At 57.3% G+C, this 22550-nt stretch carries 23 protein-coding genes and 1 riboswitch; of the genes, 17 read left to right on the plus strand and 6 right to left on the minus strand.

Features of this window, described 5'->3' with window-relative positions:
• Window positions 1-19: 19 nt before the first annotated feature.
• Genes GOW48_RS10820 through fabA form a run of 3 tightly spaced genes read right to left on the minus strand, consistent with a single transcriptional unit; the run spans window position 20 to window position 2587 of the window.
• On the minus strand, window positions 20-811 hold the full coding sequence (locus GOW48_RS10820) for an enoyl-ACP reductase FabI (RefSeq protein ID WP_170753625.1): 792 nt from the start codon (window positions 809-811) through the stop codon (window positions 20-22).
• 5 nt (window positions 812-816) lie between these two features.
• Entirely contained in the window at window positions 817-2046 is a 1230-nt protein-coding gene (fabB, locus tag GOW48_RS10825) for a beta-ketoacyl-ACP synthase I (RefSeq protein ID WP_170753627.1), read from the minus strand.
• 31 nt (window positions 2047-2077) lie between these two features.
• Complete coding sequence (gene fabA, locus GOW48_RS10830) at window positions 2078-2587, minus strand: bifunctional 3-hydroxydecanoyl-ACP dehydratase/trans-2-decenoyl-ACP isomerase (RefSeq protein WP_170326986.1); 510 nt, start codon at window positions 2585-2587, stop codon at window positions 2078-2080.
• Between the two features lie 189 nt (window positions 2588-2776).
• Between fabA and irrA the strand changes: the two genes are divergently transcribed.
• Complete coding sequence (gene irrA / locus GOW48_RS10835) at window positions 2777-3193, plus strand: iron response transcriptional regulator IrrA (protein ID WP_170354845.1); 417 nt, start codon at window positions 2777-2779, stop codon at window positions 3191-3193.
• A 2-nt stretch (window positions 3194-3195) separates the two neighbouring features.
• Here the strand turns inward: irrA and GOW48_RS10840 are convergent, their stop codons facing one another.
• Entirely contained in the window at window positions 3196-4086 is an 891-nt protein-coding gene (locus GOW48_RS10840) for a LysR family transcriptional regulator (protein ID WP_170753630.1), read from the minus strand.
• A gap of 86 nt (window positions 4087-4172) precedes the next feature.
• Here GOW48_RS10840 and GOW48_RS10845 point away from each other — a divergent pair, with 86 nt between their 5' ends.
• Entirely contained in the window at window positions 4173-4970 is a 798-nt protein-coding gene (locus tag GOW48_RS10845) for a phytanoyl-CoA dioxygenase family protein (RefSeq protein ID WP_170753632.1), read from the plus strand.
• A gap of 68 nt (window positions 4971-5038) precedes the next feature.
• Here GOW48_RS10845 and GOW48_RS10850 read toward each other — a convergent pair whose 3' ends face one another.
• Window positions 5039-5902, minus strand: coding sequence for a hypothetical protein (locus GOW48_RS10850; RefSeq protein ID WP_170753945.1), 864 nt, complete (start codon window positions 5900-5902; stop codon window positions 5039-5041).
• A 121-nt stretch (window positions 5903-6023) separates the two neighbouring features.
• Between GOW48_RS10850 and miaB the strand changes: the two genes are divergently transcribed.
• The 10 genes from miaB to cmk all read left to right on the plus strand — a co-directional run bounded on the left by miaB (window position 6024) and on the right by cmk (window position 16557).
• The gene (gene miaB, locus GOW48_RS10855) at window positions 6024-7343 is read left to right on the plus strand and encodes a tRNA (N6-isopentenyl adenosine(37)-C2)-methylthiotransferase MiaB (protein ID WP_170753633.1); all 1320 of its coding nucleotides are present in this window, start codon (window positions 6024-6026) and stop codon (window positions 7341-7343) included.
• A 182-nt stretch (window positions 7344-7525) separates the two neighbouring features.
• Complete coding sequence (locus GOW48_RS10860) at window positions 7526-8287, plus strand: outer membrane protein (protein ID WP_170753635.1); 762 nt, start codon at window positions 7526-7528, stop codon at window positions 8285-8287.
• 159 nt (window positions 8288-8446) lie between these two features.
• Window positions 8447-9466, plus strand: a complete 1020-nt coding sequence (locus GOW48_RS10865; protein ID WP_170354849.1) for a PhoH family protein — start codon at window positions 8447-8449, stop codon at window positions 9464-9466.
• A 41-nt stretch (window positions 9467-9507) separates the two neighbouring features.
• Window positions 9508-9999, plus strand: coding sequence for an rRNA maturation RNase YbeY (ybeY, locus tag GOW48_RS10870; protein ID WP_170753637.1), 492 nt, complete (start codon window positions 9508-9510; stop codon window positions 9997-9999).
• Between the two features lie 36 nt (window positions 10000-10035).
• Window positions 10036-10923 carry a hemolysin family protein gene (locus tag GOW48_RS10875; protein ID WP_170753639.1) on the plus strand — a complete coding sequence of 296 codons (888 nt, stop codon included), beginning with the start codon at window positions 10036-10038 and terminating at the stop codon, window positions 10921-10923.
• Between the two features lie 26 nt (window positions 10924-10949).
• Window positions 10950-12410 (plus strand): apolipoprotein N-acyltransferase, encoded by a 1461-nt coding sequence (gene lnt / locus GOW48_RS10880; RefSeq protein WP_234899452.1) that lies wholly within the window; start codon window positions 10950-10952, stop codon window positions 12408-12410.
• Window positions 12411-12457: 47 nt separating this feature from the next.
• Window positions 12458-12506: riboswitch (SAM-SAH riboswitch) on the plus strand.
• Window positions 12507-12511: 5 nt separating this feature from the next.
• Window positions 12512-13693 (plus strand): methionine adenosyltransferase, encoded by a 1182-nt coding sequence (gene metK / locus GOW48_RS10885; RefSeq protein WP_170753643.1) that lies wholly within the window; start codon window positions 12512-12514, stop codon window positions 13691-13693.
• Window positions 13694-13816: 123 nt separating this feature from the next.
• Window positions 13817-14527: a tRNA (guanine(46)-N(7))-methyltransferase TrmB gene (gene trmB / locus GOW48_RS10890; protein ID WP_170354854.1), complete on the plus strand. Its 711-nt coding sequence runs from the start codon at window positions 13817-13819 to the stop codon at window positions 14525-14527.
• A gap of 69 nt (window positions 14528-14596) precedes the next feature.
• Window positions 14597-15943, plus strand: coding sequence for a 3-phosphoshikimate 1-carboxyvinyltransferase (aroA, locus tag GOW48_RS10895; RefSeq protein ID WP_170753645.1), 1347 nt, complete (start codon window positions 14597-14599; stop codon window positions 15941-15943).
• Complete coding sequence (gene cmk / locus GOW48_RS10900; protein ID WP_170753647.1) at window positions 15940-16557, plus strand: (d)CMP kinase; 618 nt, start codon at window positions 15940-15942, stop codon at window positions 16555-16557. The genes aroA and cmk overlap by 4 nt, the downstream gene beginning before the upstream one ends.
• A gap of 27 nt (window positions 16558-16584) precedes the next feature.
• Here cmk and GOW48_RS10905 read toward each other — a convergent pair whose 3' ends face one another.
• A complete protein-coding gene (locus GOW48_RS10905; RefSeq protein ID WP_170753648.1) occupies window positions 16585-17064 on the minus strand; it encodes a YHS domain-containing (seleno)protein in 480 nt (159 codons plus the stop codon).
• A gap of 218 nt (window positions 17065-17282) precedes the next feature.
• Here GOW48_RS10905 and GOW48_RS10910 point away from each other — a divergent pair, with 218 nt between their 5' ends.
• The 5 genes from GOW48_RS10910 (at window position 17283) to ihfB (ending at window position 22549) form a co-directional block, all read left to right on the plus strand.
• Window positions 17283-17816 carry a hypothetical protein gene (locus tag GOW48_RS10910; protein WP_170354858.1) on the plus strand — a complete coding sequence of 178 codons (534 nt, stop codon included), beginning with the start codon at window positions 17283-17285 and terminating at the stop codon, window positions 17814-17816.
• A gap of 137 nt (window positions 17817-17953) precedes the next feature.
• Window positions 17954-19633, plus strand: coding sequence for a tryptophan halogenase family protein (locus GOW48_RS10915; RefSeq protein WP_170354859.1), 1680 nt, complete (start codon window positions 17954-17956; stop codon window positions 19631-19633).
• Window positions 19634-19759: 126 nt separating this feature from the next.
• Window positions 19760-20080, plus strand: a complete 321-nt coding sequence (locus GOW48_RS22630; protein ID WP_269149597.1) for a DUF6525 family protein — start codon at window positions 19760-19762, stop codon at window positions 20078-20080.
• Window positions 20081-20317: 237 nt separating this feature from the next.
• Window positions 20318-21994, plus strand: coding sequence for a 30S ribosomal protein S1 (gene rpsA, locus GOW48_RS10925; protein WP_170354861.1), 1677 nt, complete (start codon window positions 20318-20320; stop codon window positions 21992-21994).
• 270 nt (window positions 21995-22264) lie between these two features.
• Window positions 22265-22549: an integration host factor subunit beta gene (ihfB, locus tag GOW48_RS10930; RefSeq protein WP_170354862.1), complete on the plus strand. Its 285-nt coding sequence runs from the start codon at window positions 22265-22267 to the stop codon at window positions 22547-22549.
• Window position 22550: the final 1 nt, after the last annotated feature.

Consider the following 22550-nt stretch of genomic DNA (forward strand, 5'->3'; position numbering starts at 1 on the left):
CCGGCAGGGAAAACTCGGGTCACATAAAGTCTGGCTGCGGCATGCCCAGTACGTGGAACCCGCCATCTACCTTGATAATCTCGCCCGAGGTGCAGGCTCCGGCTTCTGATGCCAAGTACACAGCAGTGCCGCCCACGGCCTCTAGCGTCGCGTTCGAGCGCATGGGCGCATTCTGGTCGCAGAACTTGTAGGTCTTGCGTGCGCCACCGATGGCCGCACCGGCCAGTGTTTTCATCGGACCGGGCGAGATGGCGTTCACGCGAATGCCTTCGGGGCCTAAATCATTGGCCAGATAGCGTGTAGCCGATTCCAGCGCCGCTTTGGCGACGCCCATCACGTTGTAGTTCGGAACCACGCGATTCGAGCCCTGATAGGTCAGCGTCAGCAAAGTGCCACCATTGTCCTTCATCATGGGATAGGCGCGGCGGGCGACCTCGATAAAGGAGTAGGCCGATACATCCATCGAATGTTTAAAGTTCGCCCGCGTTGTGTTCAGGAACCGGCCGGTCAGTTCCGACTTGTCCGAATAGGCGATTGCGTGGACCACGAAATCAATCGTCGGCCAACGCTGGGCTAGTTCGCCAAAGGCGCGATCCAGCGATTCGTCGTCGGTCACATCCGCGTCGACCATGAAGTCGCTGTCGAGGCTTTGCGCCAAGGGCTCCAGCCGCTTTCCGAATGCTTCGCCCTGATAGGTGAAAGCCAGTTCGGCGCCCGCTTCGTGCATGGCCTTGGCGATGCCCCACGCGATCGAGCGGTCATTGGCCACGCCCATGATAAGGCCGCGTTTGCCTTTAAGAAGATCCGACATCACATTCACCCGTTATACTTTGAAAGAACCATGGATCCGTTGGTGCCGCCAAAGCCGAAGCTGTTGGTCATCACCGAGTCGAGTCCCGCATTTTCAACGACTTGCGTTGCAATTTCACCGGGCTGGATGCCTTCGGCGAGTGTTTCGACATTGATCGACGGTGTAATGAAATCATTGTCCAGCATCAGCAGGCAGAAGATCGCCTCCAATGCGCCCGCAGCGCCTTGCGCGTGGCCGGTCATCGACTTGGTCGACGAAATCGGCGGCACGTTGCCTTCGCCAAAGATGCGGCGCACGGCTTCAACCTCGCCCACATCGCCGACCGGGGTCGAGGTCCCGTGGGCGTTGATGTATCCAACCTTGCGGCCTTCGGGCAGGGTGGACAGGGCCAGACGCATCGCGCGTTCGCCGCCTTCACCCGAAGGCGCCACCATGTCATGCCCATCCGAAGTGGCTGCATAGCCGGTGACTTCTGCGTAGATCTTGGCCCCACGCGCCAAAGCGTGATCCAGATCCTCAAGCACGACGATGCCGCCGCCACCGGAAATCACGAACCCGTCGCGATTCTGATCAAAGGCGCGCGAGGCTTTGTCCGGCGTGTCGTTGTATTTCGACGACATCGCGCCCATCGCGTCGAACAGGCAGGACAGCGTCCAGTCCAGCTCTTCGCCGCCGCCTGCAAACATCACATCCTGTTTGCCCAGCATGATCTGTTCCGCCGCGTTGCCGATGCAATGCAGGGAGGTCGAGCAGGCCGAGGTGATCGAATAGTTGATGCCCTTGATCTTGAACGCCGTTGCAAGGTTCGCCGAGATGGTCGAGCACATGCATTTCGGCACCGCGAACGGCCCGATCCGCTTGGTCGCGCCGTTCTTCAGTACGGTTTGGTGCGCCGTCAGCATCGCACTGGTCGAGGGGCCACCCGAGCCGGCCACCAGACCTGTGCGCGGGTTTACCACCTGATCTTCGGTCAGACCGGAGTCTGCGATCGCCTGGCTCATCGCGATATGCGCATAAGCCGCTCCGGGACCCATGAAACGCAAGGTGCGCTTGTCCACATGCTCGGTCACGTCGATCTTCAGCGAGCCGGCAATCTGGCTGCGGAAACCGTGTTCGACCATCTGGTCGTTGGCCTCAATGCCGGATTTCCCAGCTTTGAGTGAGGCCAGAACCTCTTGGGCATTGTTCCCGATGGAGGAGACAATCCCCAAACCGGTGACAACTACTCGACGCATATGCGTGCTCCTTATTTCGGGCCGGTCAGGCTCAGGCTTCGGACAGGACGACTTTCATGTCCTTGACGTCGTAAATCATTTCACCGTCCGCTTCGACGATGCCATCCGCCACACCCATGGTCAGGCGGCGCGTCTGGATCGCTTTTTTGAAATCAATTTTGTAAGTCAGCATCTTGCGGTCGGGGCGGACCATGCCGGTCAGCTTGACCTCGCCCACGCCAACAGCCATGCCACGCCCCTGCCAGCCGCGCCAGCCGAGGTTAAAGCCGGTCAGCTGCCACAGGCCATCCAGCCCCAAACAGCCAGGCATGATCGGGTTCCCGGGGAAGTGGCAGTCAAAGAACCACAGGTCCGGAGTAATGTCGAATTCGGCCAAAACATGACCTTTGCCATGCGCGCCACCATCGGCTGAGATATCGGTAATCCGGTCCATCATCAGCATCGGCGGGGCGGGCAACTGCGCGTTACCGGGGCCGAATAATTCGCCACGGGCGCATTTCAGCAGATCATCCTTGTCAAAGCTGCTCGGGAATTGGGCCATTCTTGCCGCCTCTCCTGCCAGGGGTCTGTTCATTCAATCTGGCCTCGTCTAGCACCCGTATGCAAGGTCCTGCAAGAGCGGTGGCCAACATCATGCGGTGTTCTGTCCGTTCTTTGCGAATGAATTTCATTTGAAATTACCTGACTTCAGCACCTATATATACTTCAGCAACAAAACGGTATCGGATTCATGACACCAGAAAGCCAGAGCATAGCCACGAACTGGTTGGTTCACGCCGGACTGCGCCCGACGCGTCAGCGTGTGGCCCTGGCCGAGCTTTTGGTCGGGGACGGAAAGCACCGTCATGTGACGGCGGAAAGCCTGTTTGAATCAGCTAAAAAGAACGGCGATGCCGTGTCTTTAGCGACTGTATACAACACTCTGCGGGCATTCTGCGACGCGGGCGTTCTGCAGGAAATCACTGTAGACGGGTCGAAAAGCTATTTCGACACCAACACGCATGATCACCCGCATTTTTTCTGGGAGGATGAAGGGCGCCTGAGCGATGCACCATCCGAACAGCTTGTGATCCAGCGCCTGCCCGAAGCACCCGAAGGGGTCGAGATCGCTTCGGTCGATGTCGTGATCCGGTTGCGAAAGAAGTAACCTTACGTCGTTAATTCCGACAGGATATCTTGCGCTCTGTCCAAGAGGGTGTCCATTGGACCCGTTCCATGCCGTGCGAGCACGACGGGCTCGGCTGCGAAATCATCGGTGACAGGTCGACTAACAAGTGGCATCCCATCGTAGCTAACTGCAGCGGGGATATTCGCATAGGTCATAGCGACTCCTTCATTGTTTGCGGCCAGGCTGCGTTGGATTTCAAGTGATGCAGCGCGGTGTGCGACCTTGGGTGTCTGCCCAGCTTTGCGAAACAAAGTCAGAAAATGTTGGGCAGAAAGTCCTTCGTCCGACAGGATCAAGGGATACGCCGCGATTTCCTTCAACGAGAGATGCCTGTGCTCCGCAAGCGGATGATCCGGAGACATCACCGCGTTCGGGCATGTGATGCAGAGCGACGTGGTCGTGAACCCGGCATCCAGCGTCAGCCCATAGGTAATCGCAAAGTCGATCTCACCCTGAACTAAGCCTGAGATTAAACCTTGGAAATTATCTACCCGGTAAGTCACATGGACATCTGGAAGGCCCTCTCGCAACAGGCGCAAGGCGCGGGCGAGCAGGAAGGGGGCAAGATCGTCGAAACATCCCAATCGCAAACGAGCCGCTGCAGGCCCCGTGGAGGTTGCGTTTTCCAGTTTCGCGGCGCGCGACAGCAATGCCTCGGCCTGTTCGATGAATGAGCGCCCTTGCGGGGTCAGGGTCATCGCAGCACCGCGCTTTCGTGTGAATAATGGGTGCCCCAGTTGGTCTTCGACCCGTGTTAGGGCGTTGGACAAAGCCGGTTGCGAAACATTCAGATGTTGGGCCGCCGCGGACAGGCCGCCGTATCGTCCAATGGCGCAGACATATTCGTATTGTCTAAGTGAAAGGTATAACATGGCTTTATATTTAGCTTCAAAAGATATGACTTGAACAGAGACCAATGCCATGCGCAGATCACAACGCAATCGGCACGGAGACTGACATGACCCATCCCCTTGTGACGCAAGACATGATCGACACCTATCAGCGCGACGGTGTTGTTCTGATCCGGAGACTGTTTGCCGATTATGTGGAAACCTTGCGCGATGGGGTTGCGGCGAACATGGCTGAGCCTGGCCCATACGCTTCGGACAATAAGAAACAGGGCGAGACCGGACTGTTTTTTGACGATTATTGCAATTGGACGAGGGTCGAACAGTTTCAAGATGTGATCCACAACTCTCCGGCAGCTGAGGTTGCCGCCGATCTGATGCAGTCACAAACTGTTCAGATGTTTCACGACCACGTCCTGGTGAAGGAACCGGGCACATCGATGGCAACGCCGTGGCATCAGGATGGGCCGTATTATTTTGTTGAAGGCCAGCAGACGATCAGTTTCTGGTCGCCGCTTGATCCTGTGACAAAAGCGACCTTGCGCTGCGTGGCCGGATCGCACAAGTGGGAGAAAGAGGTTCTACCGACTCGCTGGGTGTCCGAAGAAGGGTTCTTTCCCGATGAGGGCCAATACATTCCTGTCCCTGACCCGGATGCTGAAGGGATGCGCGTGGTCGAGTTCGAGATGCAGCCAGGTGACGCGGTAGCGTTCAACTATCACACGCTGCACGGCGCGCGCGGGAATCACTCTGACAGCCGCCGTCGTGCGTTTTCACTGCGTCTGGTGGGCGATGACGCGCGCTATGTAGAGCGACCCGGTCGAACCTCACCGCCGTTTCCGGGCCATGACATGGTGCCCGGGCAGCGTCTGCGTGAGGATTGGTTTCCGATGGTGTGGCCACGATAGGGGGCTCTGCCCTCGGCGCGGCGGGACCGCACCTCTCCAGGGATATTTTTGGCCAGATGAAGGTTGGATCAGAACCACTGACCGGATTCGATCAGGCCCAAATCCAGCAATTGGGTCGAGTTCCATTCGAACGCGACCGAGTTCCGCCACTTGAAGCTTGGGATGTCGAAGGTCGACCCGGCGTTTGATTTCAGTGCTTTAGCCGCACGGAATGAGCAGATCGCTGCGGTCAGGTTGTGGTGCCAGGGGCAGGAATACGTGTTATATTCTGGTTCGCTAAAGGTGTGATCGGGCAACAGGCGCAGATTTTTGCGGGGCTTGAACAGGCCAATCCTGTCGATGCGGCGGCGTTCATAGGGGATGTGGTCTTCGAACCTCCAGCGCAAACCACCGGACATGTCCAGCTGGCGCTCTAGCGGCTGACCATCAGGAGTGTGGCGAGTGTGGGCATAGTATCCAATGCGGTCCAGCATAGCACGATCCGGAGCCACTCCGTTGGGGAAAGCCGTAAGGTCATCGGCATACAGATCGACCACATGGGTCAACATCGCATCGCGGCGTTCTTCGGTGTGAAAGGCTAGCATCTCACCGATGGTGCGGGTCTCGCAGAAGGGGAAGAACAGGTATTCGGCGTTGTAGCAGTAATACATCCAATTGGATGGAGCGGCTTCAATCACCTTGTTAATCGTGTCGAAAACGACGGTCCGCGGTGCGCAGGTCAACGCAACCCGGTGAATACGTTTTGTCAATTCCTCCGGCAGTGTGAATTCTGCGGGCATAAAGGCGATCAGATTGGTAAACCCAAGTTTCAGGTGATGGCGTATTGTACTTTCAAGTTCGACATCGTCCTCGGCAAAGATCAGGGCAATCGGCCCCTTTTTCAGCGCATCCGTGCCGGATTGCAGGAAAGAGTTTACAGAGTCGTACTGCATGGCCTGTTCGCGCTCGTCTTGCTGGTGTTTTGGGTCAAAATCGGGTAATCGCGCGGGCATTGCAAGCGGCGTTCGTAAGGTATAGATGACGCCGATCCCGCGAACGCAAAAGGCCCTACCCATGTCGGAACCTAAAAAGCTGTACATCAAGACCTATGGTTGCCAGATGAACGTCTATGACAGCGAACGTATGGCCGAAACGCTCGGCGGTCAGGGATATGTAGAGACAAAAAGCCCCGATGACGCTGATATGATCTTGTTGAACACCTGCCACATTCGTGAAAAGGCCGCTGAAAAGGTCTATTCCGAGTTGGGTCGTTTCAAAGGTCTGAAGGCGGAAAAGCCTGATCTTAAGATCGGGGTGGCCGGTTGTGTTGCACAGGCCGAGGGCGAAGAGATCATGCGCCGTCAGCCTCTGGTCGATCTGGTGGTGGGGCCGCAAAGCTATCACCGTCTGCCCGAGATGGAAGCCAAGACCCGCGAGGGTACCAAGGCGCTGGACACCGATTTCCCGGAAGAAGACAAGTTCGAAAAGCTCAAGAACCGACCCAAAGCCAAGCGCGGTCCCACGGCGTTTTTGACCGTTCAGGAAGGTTGCGACAAATTCTGTGCCTTCTGTGTTGTGCCCTATACCCGCGGGGCCGAAGTCAGCCGCCCGGCGGATCGCATCATCCGCGAGGCGCAGGATCTGGTCGAACGCGGCGTGCGCGAAATCACTTTGCTGGGTCAGAACGTCAACGCCTATCACGGGGCTGGCCCGAACGGTGACACGACGCTGGCGGGGTTGATCTGGGAGTTGAACAAGGTTGACGGGCTGGAACGTATCCGATTCACCACGTCGCACCCCAACGACATGGCCGATGACCTGATCGAAGCGCACGGAACCTGCGACAAGCTGATGCCCTATCTGCACCTGCCGGTTCAGTCGGGCTCGGACCGGATTCTGAAACGGATGAATCGCAGCCACACGGCGGACAGCTATCTGCGCCTGATCGAACGCATCCGTGAAGCACGGCCCGATATCATGATGTCGGGCGACTTCATCGTGGGCTTCCCCGAGGAGACAGAAGAGGACTTTCAGGCCACGTTGGATCTGGTGGAGCAGGTGAGGTACGGGTACGCGTATTCGTTCAAGTATTCGACCCGTCCGGGAACGCCGGCGGCCGAACGGTCTCAGGTTGATCCTGAGGTGGCGGATGACCGCCTACAGCGCCTGCAGGCTGTGATCACCCGTCATCAGCGCGAAATTCAGGATGCCATGGTAGGCCGGAATGTCCGTGTTCTGTTCGAAAAGCCGGGTCGCCTGCCTGGCCAAATGGTCGGAAAATCCGAGTATCTTCATTCGGTTCACGTCTCGGGCGCCAATGTCGAGGTGGGTGAGTTGCGCGACGTTCGCATCACCGCGTCGGGGGCAAATTCGCTTGCGGGCGAGCTGCTCTGAACCTGGCTGAAACTGTGGTGAAAACACCAACGCCTGATTCTGAACCGAAAATTAACACTTGATTTATGACTTCGATCTATGCTCGGAGAAATGCTAGATTTTTTAGGGGTCTAGGGTTCCATACGTATCAGGAGTTCTAGTCTCCTAGGCAGATCAGTGTGTCGAGATGTCGGAGAGTGCGAGTGTTTGAATTGACGGTTCTGAAAAGCTCTGGTTTGCGTCTGTTCTGGGGGCTACTTACTTCCATTGTCTTCGGGTCCTGCGCTTTGGCCGGGAATCCAGAACCTGGTCTCACCGATCCGCCAGTAGTCAACCCCAAGCGTTCTAACGGCGACATAAGTGCATTTTACCTGGGCGTTTCCGGTGGATATTCTCTCGGAGGAACAGATGAGTTTGGGTTGGCAACGCCCGGGGCCACATTTCCCGTTGGAGACTTGGATCTGAAGGGGTCATTCGGCGGTGTTCGCGCAGGTTGGCGTGGAGTGCTTCCTGCGCGAAGTGGGCGCGACTACGTATATGGGCTAGAGATTGGGTACGAGTTCGGCTCGATAGATGATGAAGTCACCACCTCGGTCAATGGCGTGTCTGTTACCGGCGGCTCCGAGGTGTCTGATATATTTTCTGTACGGTTTCGCAGTGGCCTGACGAACAAAAGCGGCAGTATTTTGTATTTTGTGTCTGCTGGTTATGTTCGCGGAGATGTCGAAACGACGAACAGCCTTACGTTTGGCCCGACAGCCCAGTCCTTCCAGGAATCCGACAGCAGGAATGGTTTTTCTGTCAGTATCGGAGCTGAGCATAGCCTGAACGACGATTGGTCGATCACTGGTGAATACGAATATGTTCAGTTTGAGGGCAAGGATGTCGAGTTCGGCAACGGGTTTTCGACTCGTTCGACGCCTGAGTATCGCAGTCTTCGGTTTGGCTTGAACTACACGTTCTGACCTCCTTAAGTCTGGTGGCCTTTGGGCCTGAAGTCGGTTCGATATACTCGAGTGCAATCGGCGGTTTTGTCATTCGTTTGCGAAAATTTGAATCTGTGGCTTGCGCCCACCGGCAATTGTTGTCACGCTCGGGGAGAAACGCCAAGACAGGAGAACGGATTGGCCATCGGTGCCCTTACCCCACCGCAAGATGAAATGCCCCAGCGTGAGGCGTTTGTTGAATTTCCCGACAACCGGTTGTTGATTGATTTGTGCGGCGAATATGACCGTAATCTGACCGACATCGAACAAAAACTCTCGGTGCAGATTGTGCGCCGTGGCAACCAGCTTGTGGTCATGGGCGACGAAGACGCCCAGAAACAAGCGATCGAAGTTTTACAGGCGCTTTATACAAGACTGGAAACTGGCAAGGATGTCGAAGCCGCCGACGTGGATCGCGAATTGCGCATGGGCGGGTCCGAGAAGGGAACGGGAAGTCGCGAAGGTGATCAGCTCGAGATGTTCAAGGGCGGAACGGTCGAGATCAAAACCAGAAAGAAATTGGTCGAACCGCGCACAGATGCCCAAAAAGCCTATGTCCAGTCGCTGTTCAACAATGAACTGGCCTTTGGCATCGGACCAGCGGGTACGGGCAAAACCTATCTGGCTGTCGCTGTTGGTGTGTCGATGTTTATCGGCGGACATGTGGACCGTATAATCCTAAGCCGCCCTGCGGTCGAAGCCGGTGAAAAACTGGGCTATCTGCCGGGTGACATGAAGGACAAGGTCGATCCTTATATGCAACCGCTGTACGATGCGTTGAACGATTTCCTTCCGGGTAAACAGTTGGCCAAGCTGATCGAGGAAAAGCGAATCGAAATTGCGCCCTTGGCATTTATGCGCGGTCGAACTTTGGCAAATGCGTTTGTTGTCTTGGACGAGGCACAGAATGCCACGACTATGCAGATGAAGATGTTCCTGACGCGTTTGGGCGAGGGTAGCCGAATGGTGATCACCGGTGACCGCTCGCAGGTGGATTTGCCGCGCGGGGTTCAGTCAGGTCTGGCCGATGCGGAACGGTTGCTTAAGACGATCCCGAATATCAGCTTCAACTATTTCACGTCGAAAGACGTCGTGCGCCATCCGCTTGTCGCCGCGATCATCGAGGCGTATGAGGCCGACGCGGGCCGTGAAACCTGAGAGGTTTCAGGCTACGATGCCCGGGGCTTTGGACGACAGACATGAACCTTGAACTGACGGTGGAAGACACCCGCTGGCAGGGGCTGGAGCCCTTGGCACGCCGCGCCATTCACGCGGTTATGGACCATTGTAACCTTCAAGAAGACTGTGAAATCAGCCTATTGGCCTGCGACGATGTCCGTATCGCGGATCTGAACGCTGAATTCCGGGAAAAACCCTCGGCGACTAATGTACTGAGTTGGCCTGCCGAAGATTTGGCCGCGGACATCGCAGGTCAGCCGCCGTTATCTCCGACCCCGGATTTTACCGGAGAGACAGCTTTGGGGGATATCGCGATCTCATTTGACACCTGTGCACGTGAAGCGGCTGAGGCAGGAAAAGCCATGGATGATCATGTCACACATCTGATCATTCACGGAATGTTGCATTTGTTGGGATACGATCACATCCGTGACCCGGACGCCACTTTGATGGAGGGGGTCGAAGTCGAGATACTTGGCAAATTGGGTATTGATGACCCATATACTGTTTAATAGGGGCCATTTTGGCCGATCATTTGGAATGGGATAATGGGCGATACAGACGGCAGTTCTATGGCAGCGCAAAGCGCGCAACCAAAGGAAGGCACAGAAAACACCAAAGAGAAAGCTGGGTTTTTCTCTCGAATAGTGGATGCATTCTCGTCGCAAGATGATGAGCAGGTTTCGGACGCCAATGGGCATGAAACCGACAAAACGCAACCACGTGGCATGATCAATCTGCGCAGAATGCGAGTTGAGGATGTTGCGATCCCGACAGCAGAAATCGTGTCGGTCCCATCAACCATAACCAAGGACGAACTTGCGCAGGTATTTCGCGAAAGCGGCCTGTCACGTATCCCGGTCTATGACGGCACTCTGGATACGCCTTTAGGGTTTGTGCATCTCAAGGATTTCGCGCTGACCCATGGGTTTAACGGAACCTCATCCACATTCGACCTAATCTCGATGTTACGCACTTTGCTGTTCGTGCCACCCTCGATGCCAATCGGCGTTCTGATGACAAAAATGCAGACCGAGCGCAGACACATGGCGTTGGTGATCGACGAATATGGGGGCGTCGACGGTTTGGTAACGATCGAAGATTTGATCGAACAGGTTGTAGGCGAAATTGCGGATGAGCATGACGCCGATGAAAGCCAGCTTTGGCTGCAGGAAAAGCCGGGTTGCTATATCGTTCAGGCCCGCGTACCGCTCGAGGATTTCGAGGCCGAGATCGGACGTTCCTTGACCAGCCATGAGGACGTCGACGAAGAGGAAATCGATACCCTGGGCGGGCTTGTCTTCATGCTCTCGGGGCGCGTTCCTGCCCGTGGCGAAGTTGTCTTGCATCCCGAGGGGCCCGAGTTCGAAGTCATAGATGCCGATCCGCGCCGGATCAAAAGACTGCGGGTCATGTTGCCGGATCTCGTTGCATGAACCCTGCCGCGAGGTGGCCATTCTGGATGACTTTTGGTTTGGCAGCGTTTCTGGGCGCCATTGCGGCTTTTGGGCTAGCGCCATTCGGTTATTGGTTTGCAACTGTGGCCGCGCTGCTTGGTCTTGGGCCGTTGTTCGTCACTGCGCCTTCTCGGTCACGCGCGGCCTGGATCGGCTGGGCATTTGCCACCGGGTATTTTGCGCATGCTCTCAGCTGGATTGTCGAGCCCTTTCTGGTCGATGCCGAGCGTCACGCCTGGATGGCGCCATTTGCCCTGATTTTCATGGCCGGAGGGCTCGCGCTATTCTGGACCTGCGCTTTTTGGCTGGTGCGCCGTCCGAGCGCGTCTGCACTTGGTCAGGCTGTCTTGCTTGCATTGGCGGTTTCGCTTGCCGAGGGGGCGCGGGGGTATGTTCTGACGGGATTTCCATGGGCTGGATTGGCGCAAGTATGGGTTGACACTCCGGTGGTCCATGTTCTGGCGTTGATCGGCCCTTATGGGTTGGGCGCCGTGACCTTGTTGGCAACGTTACCTCTCGGGGCGGCGTTGGTGCAGCGCTCAAGGATCGGGGCGGCAGCCACGTTGTCTGTTGGTGCTATCGCGCTGGTAGTGGCTAGTGCGTTGTCTGTGCCTGCAGTGACCTTTACCGGTCATGTTGTCCGGATTGTGCAGCCCAATGCGCCGCAACACCAGAAATGGGACCCTGACTACGCTCCGCTTTTCTTTGCACGACAGTTGGAGTTTTCAGCAGCGCAGCCCCGACCGGATATGATTGTTTGGCCTGAAACGTCTGTCCCGGCTTGGTTGGGTAGCGCGCAACCCTATCTGGATGCAATCGCGGATGCAGCCAAGGGTGTGCCAGTTGTCTTTGGGATACAAAGAGGCGAGGGGCCTCGGATCTACAACTCATTGGTCTATCTGGGCGAAAATGGCCAGCAAGACGCGTTGTATGACAAACATCACCTTGCCCCGTTTGGCGAGTATGTTCCTTTTGGCGATTTAATGGCGCGTTTCGGTGTTTACGGGATGGCGACTACAACGGGACATGGTTTCAGTGCAGGACCAGGGGCCGAACTGTTCGAGGCGGGCAAGCTGGGCAAAGCACTGCCATTGATTTGTTATGAGGCCGTCTTTACGCAAGATGTTCTATCGGCTCCGGCGCGGGCTGATTTTTTGCTTCAGATCACAAATGATGCCTGGTTTGGAACCCGTTCGGGACCATATCAGCACCTTGCGCAGGCGCAGATGCGCGCTGTTGAACAGGGTCTTCCGATGATGCGTGCCGCTAATACCGGTGTGTCCGCCATGATCGACCCGCTGGGTCAGGTGACGCAGTCTTTGGCGCTGGGAAACGCGGGTTTCATAGACGCTGAGCTTCCTGCGCCTTTGGCAGCGACCCTTTATTCCAGGCTTGGCGACTATCCTCTTTTCCTTGCACTGTTTTTCGCGACGATCGCACTGTGGCGACCTGCTCGGCGGACTTGATAGCAATTACTGATTGACGCTTTCAAACTCTGAGCGTATCCCCCATGTGCCCGTCACAACGGCTTCCTGGCGTGATGGGGAAATCTTAATGGAGCACTTTTATGTCCCGACAGAACTATACTTTCACTTCGGAGTCCGTATCCGAAGGGCACCCCGACAAGGTCTGTGACCGGATTTCGGATGCGGTACTTGACGCATTTCTGAACGAAGAACCTGAAGCGCGCGTGGCGTGTGAAACTTTTGCCACGACCAACCGGGTTGTTATTGGTGGCGAAGTCGGTTTGTCGGATCAAGACAAACTTCACGATTACATGGGTCGCATCGACGAGATCGCGCGCGACTGTATCAAGGATATTGGCTACGAGCAGGACAAGTTCCACCACGAAACCGTCGAGGTTACAAACCTGCTGCACGAGCAATCTGCCCACATCGCACAGGGCGTTGATGCCTCGGGCGACAAGGACGAAGGCGCCGGCGATCAGGGGATCATGTTCGGCTACGCTACGACCGAAACGTCTGCGCTGATGCCGGCCCCGATTCAGTATTCCCACGCGATCCTGCGCCGTCTGGCAGAGGTCCGTAAAAACGGCACCGAGCCCGCGCTGGGCCCTGACGCGAAATCGCAACTGTCGGTCGTGTACCGCGATGGCAAGCCTGTGGGGGTCAGCTCGATCGTGTTGTCGACCCAGCACCTGGATGCAGCGCTGTCTTCGGATGATATCCGCGCTATTGTCGAGCCTTATATCCGCGAAACCCTGCCCGAAGGCTGGCTGACGGCCGAGACCGAGTGGCACGTGAACCCAACCGGCAAATTCGTGATTGGCGGCCCCGACGGGGATGCGGGCCTGACCGGCCGTAAAATCATCGTCGACACCTATGGTGGTGCCGCACCTCATGGAGGCGGCGCGTTCTCGGGCAAAGACCCGACCAAGGTGGACCGTTCAGCGGCCTATGCGGCGCGCTATCTGGCCAAGAACGTAGTCGCTGCTGGCATGGCGGAACGCTGCACCATTCAGCTGAGCTATGCGATTGGTGTTTCCAAGCCGCTTTCGATCTATGCCGAGACCTATGGCACAGGTCAGGTTTCCGACGCCGAAATCGAAAAGGCCGTTGGACAGGCGATGGACCTGACACCGCGCGGTATTCGTGAACATCTGCAGATGAACAAGCCGATCTACCAGCGCACTGCAGCTTATGGTCACTTTGGCCGTAAACCCGATGCGGATGGCGGTTTCAGCTGGGAACGCACCGACCTTGTGGACGCGCTGAAAGCGGCGGTCTGATCGGTATCCAAAGGTGCGCCCTGACGGGCGCGCTCTTTTCTGGTGCTTTTTGGGGGCGGCGGGTCTGTTGAGTGGACCGGCCGCCTCTTGCGTCTGTGGTGTCTGCGCAGTATGGGCACGGCCATGAGCACCGAGACACCCCAACGCCCCCGCAGGAACTTTTATGGCCGCTTCAAGGGCAAAACCCTGAAGCCCAGTCAAAAGACGTATCTGAGCGAAGACCTCGATGCGCTGTCCCCCGGTGCGGTCGATTGGGAGAGTAACCCCGAACGCGCGCCGCTGGACCTGCAGGCGCTGTTTGGCGGGCGAGATGTCTGGCTTGAGGTTGGCTTTGGCGGCGGTGAGCATCTGGTGCATCAGGCGGCGAACAACCCCGATATCGGCATCATCGGGGCCGAACCCTACATCAACGGCGTCGCCATGTTGCTGGGCAAGATCCGGCAGGCTGGGGTCGAGAACCTCGCTGTGCATCCTGGCGATGCGCGCGACCTGTTCGATGTTTTGCCCGAGGCCAGCATCTCGCGTGCATTCCTGCTCTATCCCGATCCGTGGCCCAAGACGCGGCACCATCGTCGCCGCTTTGTGACACAGGAACATCTGCAACCGCTGGCGCGGGCGCTGAAACCGGGTTCGATTTTTCGGGTCGCGACTGATATTCCCGACTATGTTCGCCAAACGCTTGAGGAAGTGCCACGCGCCGGGTTCGAGTGGCTGGCCGAGCGCCCGGCTGACTGGCGCGAACCATGGGATGATTGGATTTCCACCCGTTACGAACAGAAGGCTCTGCGCGAAGGGCGCACGCCGCATTACCTGACCTTCCTCCGCACAGGCTGATTGCCGCTGGACCAACCGGCCCCAATTCGCTAAGCGGCTAAGGCACTGATAGCGAAAACAGGAGCCCCCATGTCCGGACACGGCACGCCCATCCCGATGACCTCATATCCCTGCGGTCCGCTGACCGGAACGGCAGAGGTGCCCGGCGACAAGTCGATCTCGCACAGGTCGCTGATTTTGGGCGCGATGGCGGTGGGTGAGACGAAGATTTCCGGCCTGCTGGAAGGTGAGGATGTTCTGGACACTGCCAAGGCCATGCGCGCCTTTGGTGCCGAGGTCACGGATCACGGCGGAGGGGAATGGACCGTGCATGGCGTCGGCGTCGGTGGCTTTGCCGAGCCGGATCAGGTGATTGATTGCGGCAATTCTGGCACGGGTGTGCGGCTGATCATGGGTGCGATGGCTACCTGCCCGATCTCAGCCACGTTTACTGGGGATGCCAGCCTGAACAAGCGTCCCATGGCGCGGGTGACGGACCCGCTGGCGCTGTTTGGGGCGCAATCGGTTGGTCGCTCGGGTGGGCGTTTACCGATGACCATCGTGGGCGCGGCCGAACCCGTTCCGGTACGCTATGAGGTGCCGGTGCCGTCAGCGCAGGTGAAATCTGCTGTGCTGCTGGCAGGTCTGAACGCACCGGGCAAAACTGTTGTCGTTGAAAAAGAGGCCACTCGCGACCATTCGGAACGGATGCTGGCCGGGTTCGGCGCAGAGATCACCGTTGAGGATACAGATGAGGGCCGGGTGATCACCCTGACCGGTCGCCCCGAGTTGAAGCCCCAGGTTATTGCCGTTCCGCGCGACCCGTCCAGCGCGGCGTTTCCGGTTTGCGCAGCGCTGATCACGCCCGGTTCGGATGTGTTGGTGCCGGGCATTGGCCTGAACCCGACCCGCGCGGGGCTGTTTACCACGCTGCGCGAGATGGGCGCGGACCTGACTTATGAAAACGAACGCGAAGAAGGCGGCGAGCCCGTTGCCGATCTGCGGGCGAAATACTCGCCTAACATGAAGGGCATCAACGTGCCGCCGGAACGAGCGGCCTCGATGATTGACGAATACCCGGTGCTGTCCGTGGTTGCGGCCAATGCCACCGGCACCACGATGATGGGCGGCGTGAAAGAGCTGCGCGTCAAGGAAAGCGACCGGATCGACGCAATGGCCCGCGGGTTGCGCGCCAATGGTGTGACCGTGGAAGAGGGTGAAGAATGGTGGTCGGTTGACGGTCTGGGCATCGGAAATGTTCCCGGCGGCGGTACCTGCGAGAGCTTTTTGGATCACCGCATCGCCATGTCCTTCATGGTGATGGGCATGGGTGCGAAAACGCCGGTCTCGGTTGATGATGGCGGCCCGATTGCGACCTCGTTCCCGATTTTTGAACCATTGATGGCGACGCTGGGCGCCAAGGTCGAACGCGCGTGAGTTTCACTGTCGCCATCGACGGTCCAGCAGCGGCGGGGAAGGGCACGATCTCTAAGGCCGTCGCGGCGCATTTCGGCTTTGCCCATCTGGATACAGGGCTGCTATACCGCGCGGTTGGCAGGCGGACGCTTGAGGGGATGGAGCCCATCGCGGCGGCGCAAGCCCTGACCGCCGAGGAATTACAGCAGGGTGATCTGCGTACGGCCGAGATCGCGCAGGCGGCCTCGAAAGTGGCGGTGATCCCCGAGGTCCGCGCGGCTCTGGTCGATTTCCAGCGCGCCTTTGCGCGGCGGGTCGGGGGTGCGGTGCTGGACGGGCGCGATATTGGCACTGTCATTTGCCCCAATGCCGAAGCGAAGTTGTTCGTAACCGCCAGTGCCGAGGTACGGGCCGAGCGGCGTTACCTTGAACTGAGTGCCAAGGGGGCCAATGTCACGCGCGATCAGGTTCTGGCCGATGTGCGCGAACGCGATGCGCGGGATGCAGAACGCAGCACGGCCCCGATGAAACCGGCCGAGGATGCGGTGCAACTGGACACATCGCATCTGAGCATCGAGGACGCTTTGGCGCAGGCCATCGAGCTAATCGAACAGAAAAAGCCCGCGACGCCGTAACGCCGCGAGCTTTCGCTTGGAGGTGGGTTAAAGCTCGCCGACTGCGACGCTTTTGATCTTTGACCATTTGCCATCAGCGGTTTTTGCCGTGCCGGGTACGTCTTTCAAAAACGCGGCGCGGGTTTCGGCATTCAGGAACAGGTACAGCTTGCCGTCGGCGACCAGGTATTGATCCGGATCACCGTCAAATTTCTTGCCAACCGACACCCCGAACGAGCAGAACCCACCATGCTGCGGCAGATAGGCGGCGGGGTTTGCCTCGAACGCGGCAAGGTTCTCGGCGGTGGTGAAATAGTAGGAGGCACCGTCATAGGTGGCCGAATGGTTGGCAAAACCATCAACCGGATTGCCGTCATTGACCAGTGCCACCAGATCGACCCCATGTGCGGCCAGAGGAGCGCCCGCCGCCGAGATACCGTTCGAGACGTTGATTTCATCTGCGGCAAAGGCCGGGGCGGCGATCAGGGGCAGGGTGGCGATCAGAGTGGTCAGAACCAGGGATTTCATTGCGTTTCCTTTCATCATTTAAGCTAGGCGCGGCCGGATTGCCCGCCGCTGAAACAAACCTAGGCGTCAGGAGTTGAACGGACTATGATTGATGAGCTTGAAAACATTGCAGATCGTCCGATACTCGGATCGTTTGGAAGGTTCTCCTCACCAAGCTTTGTTTGGCCAGTGTCGTTTGATCCACATATGTTCAATGGGCAACCTGCAGGAGCGATGCGATGATCCGACTAGCCCTTTTTCTGATAGTTCTGGCCACAGGTCTGGCCGCTCAAGAGGCGCAGGACGCTCCTGAGTTGGAACCGCCCATGACCTATGAGCGGCTAGGAAAAATTCTGTTCGCTTTGGACCCGGAGGCGCTGCCGCAGGGGCCTGGTTTTCAGCTGACGGTCGGGGATACTCCGGTTCTGGTCATCACGGATGTGAACGCCGATCGGATGCGGGCCATGGTGTCGATTAGCAGCGCGGCTGATCTGTCACCCGCGGACCTGCAGCGCATGATGCAGGCGAATTTCGACAGTACGCTAGATGCGCGTTATGCGATCGCCAACGGTACCTTGTGGGCGGCCTATATTCATCCGTTGTCCACGTTGGAAAAAGACCAGCTGATCTCGGGTCTGGCCCAAACGGTTAACATCGCCAAGACATACGGCACCCTCTATTCCGGCGGTGCTGCAGAATTCGGTGGTGGTGACAGTCAGGGCCTACAGCGCGAATTGATTGATGAGCTTTTGAAGAAAGGCGAAGAGATCTGAGGCAGGCGCAACTATGCGCGTTCTGATGCTTGTCTGACACGCCGTTTTGGCGCGCTCAACGCCTATGTCATAGGCTCTGGCCCGGTGCGGGAAAACTGTTATAGTTCCCCAAAATAAAAAGGGGGGAGCAGAGCAGAATGAACAATCGATTGCGCAAAATCACCATTGTGGGTGGCGGTACAGCCGGGTGGATGACCGCACTTATCCTTGAGATGGTGTTGTCCCGGACATCGGCGCCAAAAGATCGACCGCGGATATGTCTGATCGAAAGCCCGAATATCTCGACTGTGGGTGTGGGCGAAGCAACGGTTCCTCGTATGCCGGTGACGCTCCGGCAGGCTGGAATAGCTGAACGGGATTTCTTTCGCGAAACCAACGCTTCCTTCAAGCTGGGTGTGAAGTTCTGCAACTGGAACAAGGACGCCAAAGGTAACCGTATCGATTATATGAACCCATTTGCTCATGGCCAAATGCTGGAAGGGCTTGAAGCGGCCGAGTATTACTTGCGATTTGGCAATGGGGATCGGGATTTCACGCAATCGATCGCTCCGCATGACGATTTGGCCCGTCTCTGCAAAGGCGCGCGACCGCTGGGCGCACCAGAATTCGAGCAGCGATTTGGCTATGCGTATCATCTGGATGCGGTGAAATTCGCAGGGATGCTGACCAGGGTCTGCACCAAGCGCGGTGTCGAGCACATTCAGGATGAGGTCCAGTCGGTTGAATTGGACGAACAAGGCAATGTCAGCCACCTGATGTTAGAGCGTAAAGGTCGCCATGACATCGAGATGGTTGTGGATTGCACCGGGTTCCGTGGGTTAATCATCAATCAGGCTCTGGGTGAGCCGTTCATGGATTACTCGGACTATCTGCCCAATGACCGGGCGATGGCATTGCAGATCGAACATCCTGATCCGGACAAGATCGAGAGTGCAACACGGTCCACGGCCCTGGGGGCCGGTTGGACGTGGCGCGTGCCTTTGTTTAACCGAGTGGGCACCGGCTATGTGTATTCCTCGGCGCATCGCACGGATGATCAGGCGGCGGACGAGTATCTTGAATGGTTGGGCGACAGCGGCAAGGGACTGACGCCGCGCGTTATCCCGATGCGCGTTGGGCGGGTGCGAAACGCCTGGGTAAAGAACTGCGTCGCCATCGGCCTGTCTGGCGGTTTCATCGAACCGTTGGAGAGCACTGCGATCCACATGATCGACCATGCGATCCGCTGGTTTGCCGAACACCTGCCGACGCGTGATATCGAGCCGTCACTACGCGCGCGCTACAACCGGCAGATGGACAAGCTCTATGATGAGGTGCTTGAATTCATTTGTCTGCATTACCGGCTGGGCAACCGCACGGATGATCAATATTGGATCGACGCCCGGACCGAGATGAAAATTCCTGACCGGTTGGCTGAGAACCTTGAGCTTTGGCAGCACCGTTTGCCTATGCAGCACGATGTCGAGTTTGCCACTCTGTTCGACCATCGCGTTTTCCAAACAGTGTTACTAGGCAAACAGGTCTACGACACCGGCTATGGAACTGGTATTCGCGACCGCGTTCGTCCGTTGAAAAAACCGATTTGGTTCCAATGGTGGAAGGGTGCGAAGGTGGATCTGGCTCAGATTCTTAAGTCCATGCCAGATCATAAGACATTGCTACGCGACATTCGCGGTGAATTGGAAAAACCGGCCTTCGGTAAGCCGGCAAGGCCGACAGTGGCGATGCCAGGCGTAAAACCGGCGCCTTTGGCCGTCCAGAACATGCCGAACTTTGCTGAAATTCAAAGCGGCGCAAAGGATTTGCAACTCTTTTAGCAGTACCTTGCGCGGTGCAAAAAAATGTTCAGACCAAACTTGGGGGCAGGGCAAAATCCTGCCCCTTTTCTTTGAAGGGGACACTTGTTGGTCGCGATATGGTATGTAATAACATCACAAATTGTGATGAGGCCAACGGTGCATTTTGAAGATGATACACATTTTAAGCGTGGGACGGTCAGGCGAAGCGGCCGTAACCTGCGCAGTAATCTGAAACGCCGGCGGCGGTGCACGTGCCCGATGCAGGCATACGACTCGTTGCCCTCTGAATTACGCGCCTGGCTGGCAGAAGCGTGCTTGCCCTGGAGCCCTTCCTCGGCCCTGAAAATCTGGAATCGTTCGGGTGGATCGGCAAATGCCGCCGAGGCCTTGTCCCGGCTTGATGCAATCGAGCAGTCCATGTTGAGAAGGGACTCGGTTGTCTGGACGGGCAAAGAATGCGCGTAAGCTGGCAATTAAGGGCTTTGCTCTTGCGCATTGTCTGAAATCGGCCTATACGCGCGCTGTCTTAACACGGGCGGTCAACGTCCGGATGACGTATCTGAGCAGGGCCGGGTTACCTCGGCCCTTTGTGTTTGTGTAGTCAGATGCGCACCGGATTACGCTTGCAAGGCACCATGAAACAAGACCGGCGGAGACAACCGCTCGGCCAGAAAAAACACTTGTAAAGGAAAACACTGCCACATGGCTGATACATCCATGGAGGAATTCGAAGCCCTCCTGAACGAAAGCTTCGAAATGGACACGCCCGAAGAGGGCTCTGTTGTCAAAGGCAAGGTTCTGGCGATCGAAGCCGGCCAGGCCATCATCGACGTAGGCTACAAAATGGAAGGCCGCGTTGATCTGAAAGAATTCGCAAATCCCGGCGAAGCCCCTGAAATCGCTGTTGGTGATGAGGTCGAAGTTTACCTGCGCGCCGCAGAAAACGCCCGTGGCGAAGCCGTTATCTCGCGCGAGATGGCCCGCCGTGAAGAGGCATGGGACCGTCTGGAAAAAGCATATGCCGACGACCAGCGCGTCGAAGGTGCAATCTTTGGCCGCGTCAAAGGTGGCTTCACCGTCGATCTGGGTGGCGCAGTTGCGTTCCTGCCCGGTTCGCAAGTTGACGTGCGCCCCGTGCGCGACGCTGGCCCGCTGATGGGTCTGAAGCAGCCGTTCCAGATTCTGAAAATGGACCGCCGCCGTGGCAACATCGTTGTGTCGCGCCGCGCCATCCTGGAAGAATCGCGTGCCGAACAGCGTGCTGAAGTTATCGGCAACCTGTCCGAAGGTCAGACCGTCGAGGGTGTTGTCAAGAACATCACCGAATACGGTGCATTTGTTGACTTGGGCGGCGTTGACGGCCTGCTGCACGTCACCGACATGGCATGGCGCCGTGTGAACCACCCGTCCGAGATCCTGACGATCGGCGAAACCATCAAGGTTCAGGTCATCAAGATCAACAAAGAGACCCACCGCATCAGCCTGGGCATGAAGCAGCTGCAAGAAGATCCGTGGGATCTGGTTGCTGCGAAATACCCGCTGGGCTCGGTTCATCAGGGTCGCGTCACCAACATCACCGACTACGGCGCGTTCGTCGAGCTGGAAGCCGGTGTCGAAGGTCTGGTGCACGTGTCCGAGATGTCCTGGACCAAGAAAAACGTCCACCCCGGCAAGATCGTTTCGACCAGCCAGGAAGTCGACGTCATGGTTTTGGAAATCGACGGCGCCAAGCGTCGCGTGTCTCTGGGCCTGAAGCAGACTCAGCGCAACCCATGGGAAGTGTTTGCAGAAACGCACCCCGAGGGCACCGAGGTCGAAGGCGAAGTCAAGAACATCACCGAATTCGGTCTGTTCATTGGCCTCGAAGGCGACATCGACGGCATGGTTCACCTGTCGGACCTGTCCTGGGACGAGCGTGGCGAGGATGCGATCCAGAACTACCGCAAAGGCGACATGGTTTCGGCCGTCGTTTCGGAAGTTGACGTCGAAAAAGAGCGTATCTCGCTGTCGATCAAAGCCCTGGGCGGTGACAAGTTTGCCGAAGCCGTGGGCGGCGTGAAGCGTGGTTCGGTCATCACCGTTGAGGTCACCGCGATCGAAGATGGTGGTATCGAGGTGGAATACGAAGGCATGAAGTCCTTCATCCGCCGTTCGGACCTTTCACGTGACCGTGCCGAGCAGCGCCCCGAGCGTTTCAACACTGGCGACAAGGTCGACGTCCGCGTCACCAACGTCGACAGCAAGACCCGCCGTCTGGGCCTGTCGATCAAAGCACGCGAAATCGCCGAAGAGAAAGAGGCCGTGGAACAGTACGGTTCCTCCGACTCGGGCGCGTCGCTGGGCGATATCCTGGGCGCAGCGCTGAAGTCGGGCGACTAAGTCCGGACCTCAGTCCAAACAGTTTTACGGCCCCGTACAAGAGTGCGGGGCCGTTTTTGTTGCGAATCAATATGTTCTGAATTTTGAGCTATATTCACCTGCTGTTCATGCTTAAGGGGGGCAATTCCCGTGAACGGGCAAAAAATCGCGTGACTTTGAGGCAGAATCAAGGCTCAGCAGACAGAGTCAACGTTCCCCCGAACTAAGTTTTTTCCTATACTGTTCAGAATAATAGACATGGTAATCCGGTCGCCTGGGAGGGTAACGCACATGATCCGTTCAGAACTGATTCAAAAAATCGCCGACGAGAACCCGCATCTTTACCAACGCGATGTCGAGCGGATCGTGAATACTGTGTTCGAAGAAGTGACCGATGCCATGGCCCGTGGTGATCGGGTTGAACTGCGTGGCTTTGGAGCGTTTTCGGTCAAACAGCGCGACGCGCGGGTGGGCCGAAACCCCCGTACTGGCGAGACCGTTCAGGTCGAAGAAAAAAGTGTTCCGTTTTTCAAGACTGGCAAGTTGCTAAGGGACCGTTTGAACGGTAAAGCCTAAG

Origin of the sequence: Ruegeria lacuscaerulensis (genome assembly GCF_013033355.1) — a bacterium.
GTDB lineage: Bacteria > Pseudomonadota > Alphaproteobacteria > Rhodobacterales > Rhodobacteraceae > Ruegeria > Ruegeria lacuscaerulensis_A.

Excerpts from the sequence above, each read along its gene's own strand:
- GOW48_RS22630 (WP_269149597.1), top strand. The coding sequence starts at position 19,760 with ATGAGGCCAACGGTGCATTTTGAAGATGATACACATTTTAAGCGTGGG.
- trmB (WP_170354854.1), top strand. The coding sequence starts at position 13,817 with ATGAGCACCGAGACACCCCAACGCCCCCGCAGGAACTTTTATGGCCGC.
- fabB (WP_170753627.1), bottom strand. The coding sequence starts at position 2,046 with ATGCGTCGAGTAGTTGTCACCGGTTTGGGGATTGTCTCCTCCATCGGG.
- miaB (WP_170753633.1), top strand. The coding sequence starts at position 6,024 with ATGTCGGAACCTAAAAAGCTGTACATCAAGACCTATGGTTGCCAGATG.
- aroA (WP_170753645.1), top strand. The coding sequence starts at position 14,597 with ATGTCCGGACACGGCACGCCCATCCCGATGACCTCATATCCCTGCGGT.
- metK (WP_170753643.1), top strand. The coding sequence starts at position 12,512 with ATGTCCCGACAGAACTATACTTTCACTTCGGAGTCCGTATCCGAAGGG.
- GOW48_RS10845 (WP_170753632.1), top strand. The coding sequence starts at position 4,173 with ATGACCCATCCCCTTGTGACGCAAGACATGATCGACACCTATCAGCGC.
- GOW48_RS10850 (WP_170753945.1), bottom strand. The coding sequence starts at position 5,902 with ATGCAGTACGACTCTGTAAACTCTTTCCTGCAATCCGGCACGGATGCG.
- lnt (WP_234899452.1), top strand. The coding sequence starts at position 10,950 with ATGACTTTTGGTTTGGCAGCGTTTCTGGGCGCCATTGCGGCTTTTGGG.
- rpsA (WP_170354861.1), top strand. The coding sequence starts at position 20,318 with ATGGCTGATACATCCATGGAGGAATTCGAAGCCCTCCTGAACGAAAGC.
- ihfB (WP_170354862.1), top strand. The coding sequence starts at position 22,265 with ATGATCCGTTCAGAACTGATTCAAAAAATCGCCGACGAGAACCCGCAT.
- GOW48_RS10915 (WP_170354859.1), top strand. The coding sequence starts at position 17,954 with ATGAACAATCGATTGCGCAAAATCACCATTGTGGGTGGCGGTACAGCC.
- fabA (WP_170326986.1), bottom strand. The coding sequence starts at position 2,587 with ATGGCCCAATTCCCGAGCAGCTTTGACAAGGATGATCTGCTGAAATGC.
- GOW48_RS10875 (WP_170753639.1), top strand. The coding sequence starts at position 10,036 with ATGGGCGATACAGACGGCAGTTCTATGGCAGCGCAAAGCGCGCAACCA.
- ybeY (WP_170753637.1), top strand. The coding sequence starts at position 9,508 with ATGAACCTTGAACTGACGGTGGAAGACACCCGCTGGCAGGGGCTGGAG.
- GOW48_RS10820 (WP_170753625.1), bottom strand. The coding sequence starts at position 811 with ATGTCGGATCTTCTTAAAGGCAAACGCGGCCTTATCATGGGCGTGGCC.
- GOW48_RS10840 (WP_170753630.1), bottom strand. The coding sequence starts at position 4,086 with ATGTTATACCTTTCACTTAGACAATACGAATATGTCTGCGCCATTGGA.
- GOW48_RS10910 (WP_170354858.1), top strand. The coding sequence starts at position 17,283 with ATGATCCGACTAGCCCTTTTTCTGATAGTTCTGGCCACAGGTCTGGCC.
- irrA (WP_170354845.1), top strand. The coding sequence starts at position 2,777 with ATGACACCAGAAAGCCAGAGCATAGCCACGAACTGGTTGGTTCACGCC.
- GOW48_RS10905 (WP_170753648.1), bottom strand. The coding sequence starts at position 17,064 with ATGAAATCCCTGGTTCTGACCACTCTGATCGCCACCCTGCCCCTGATC.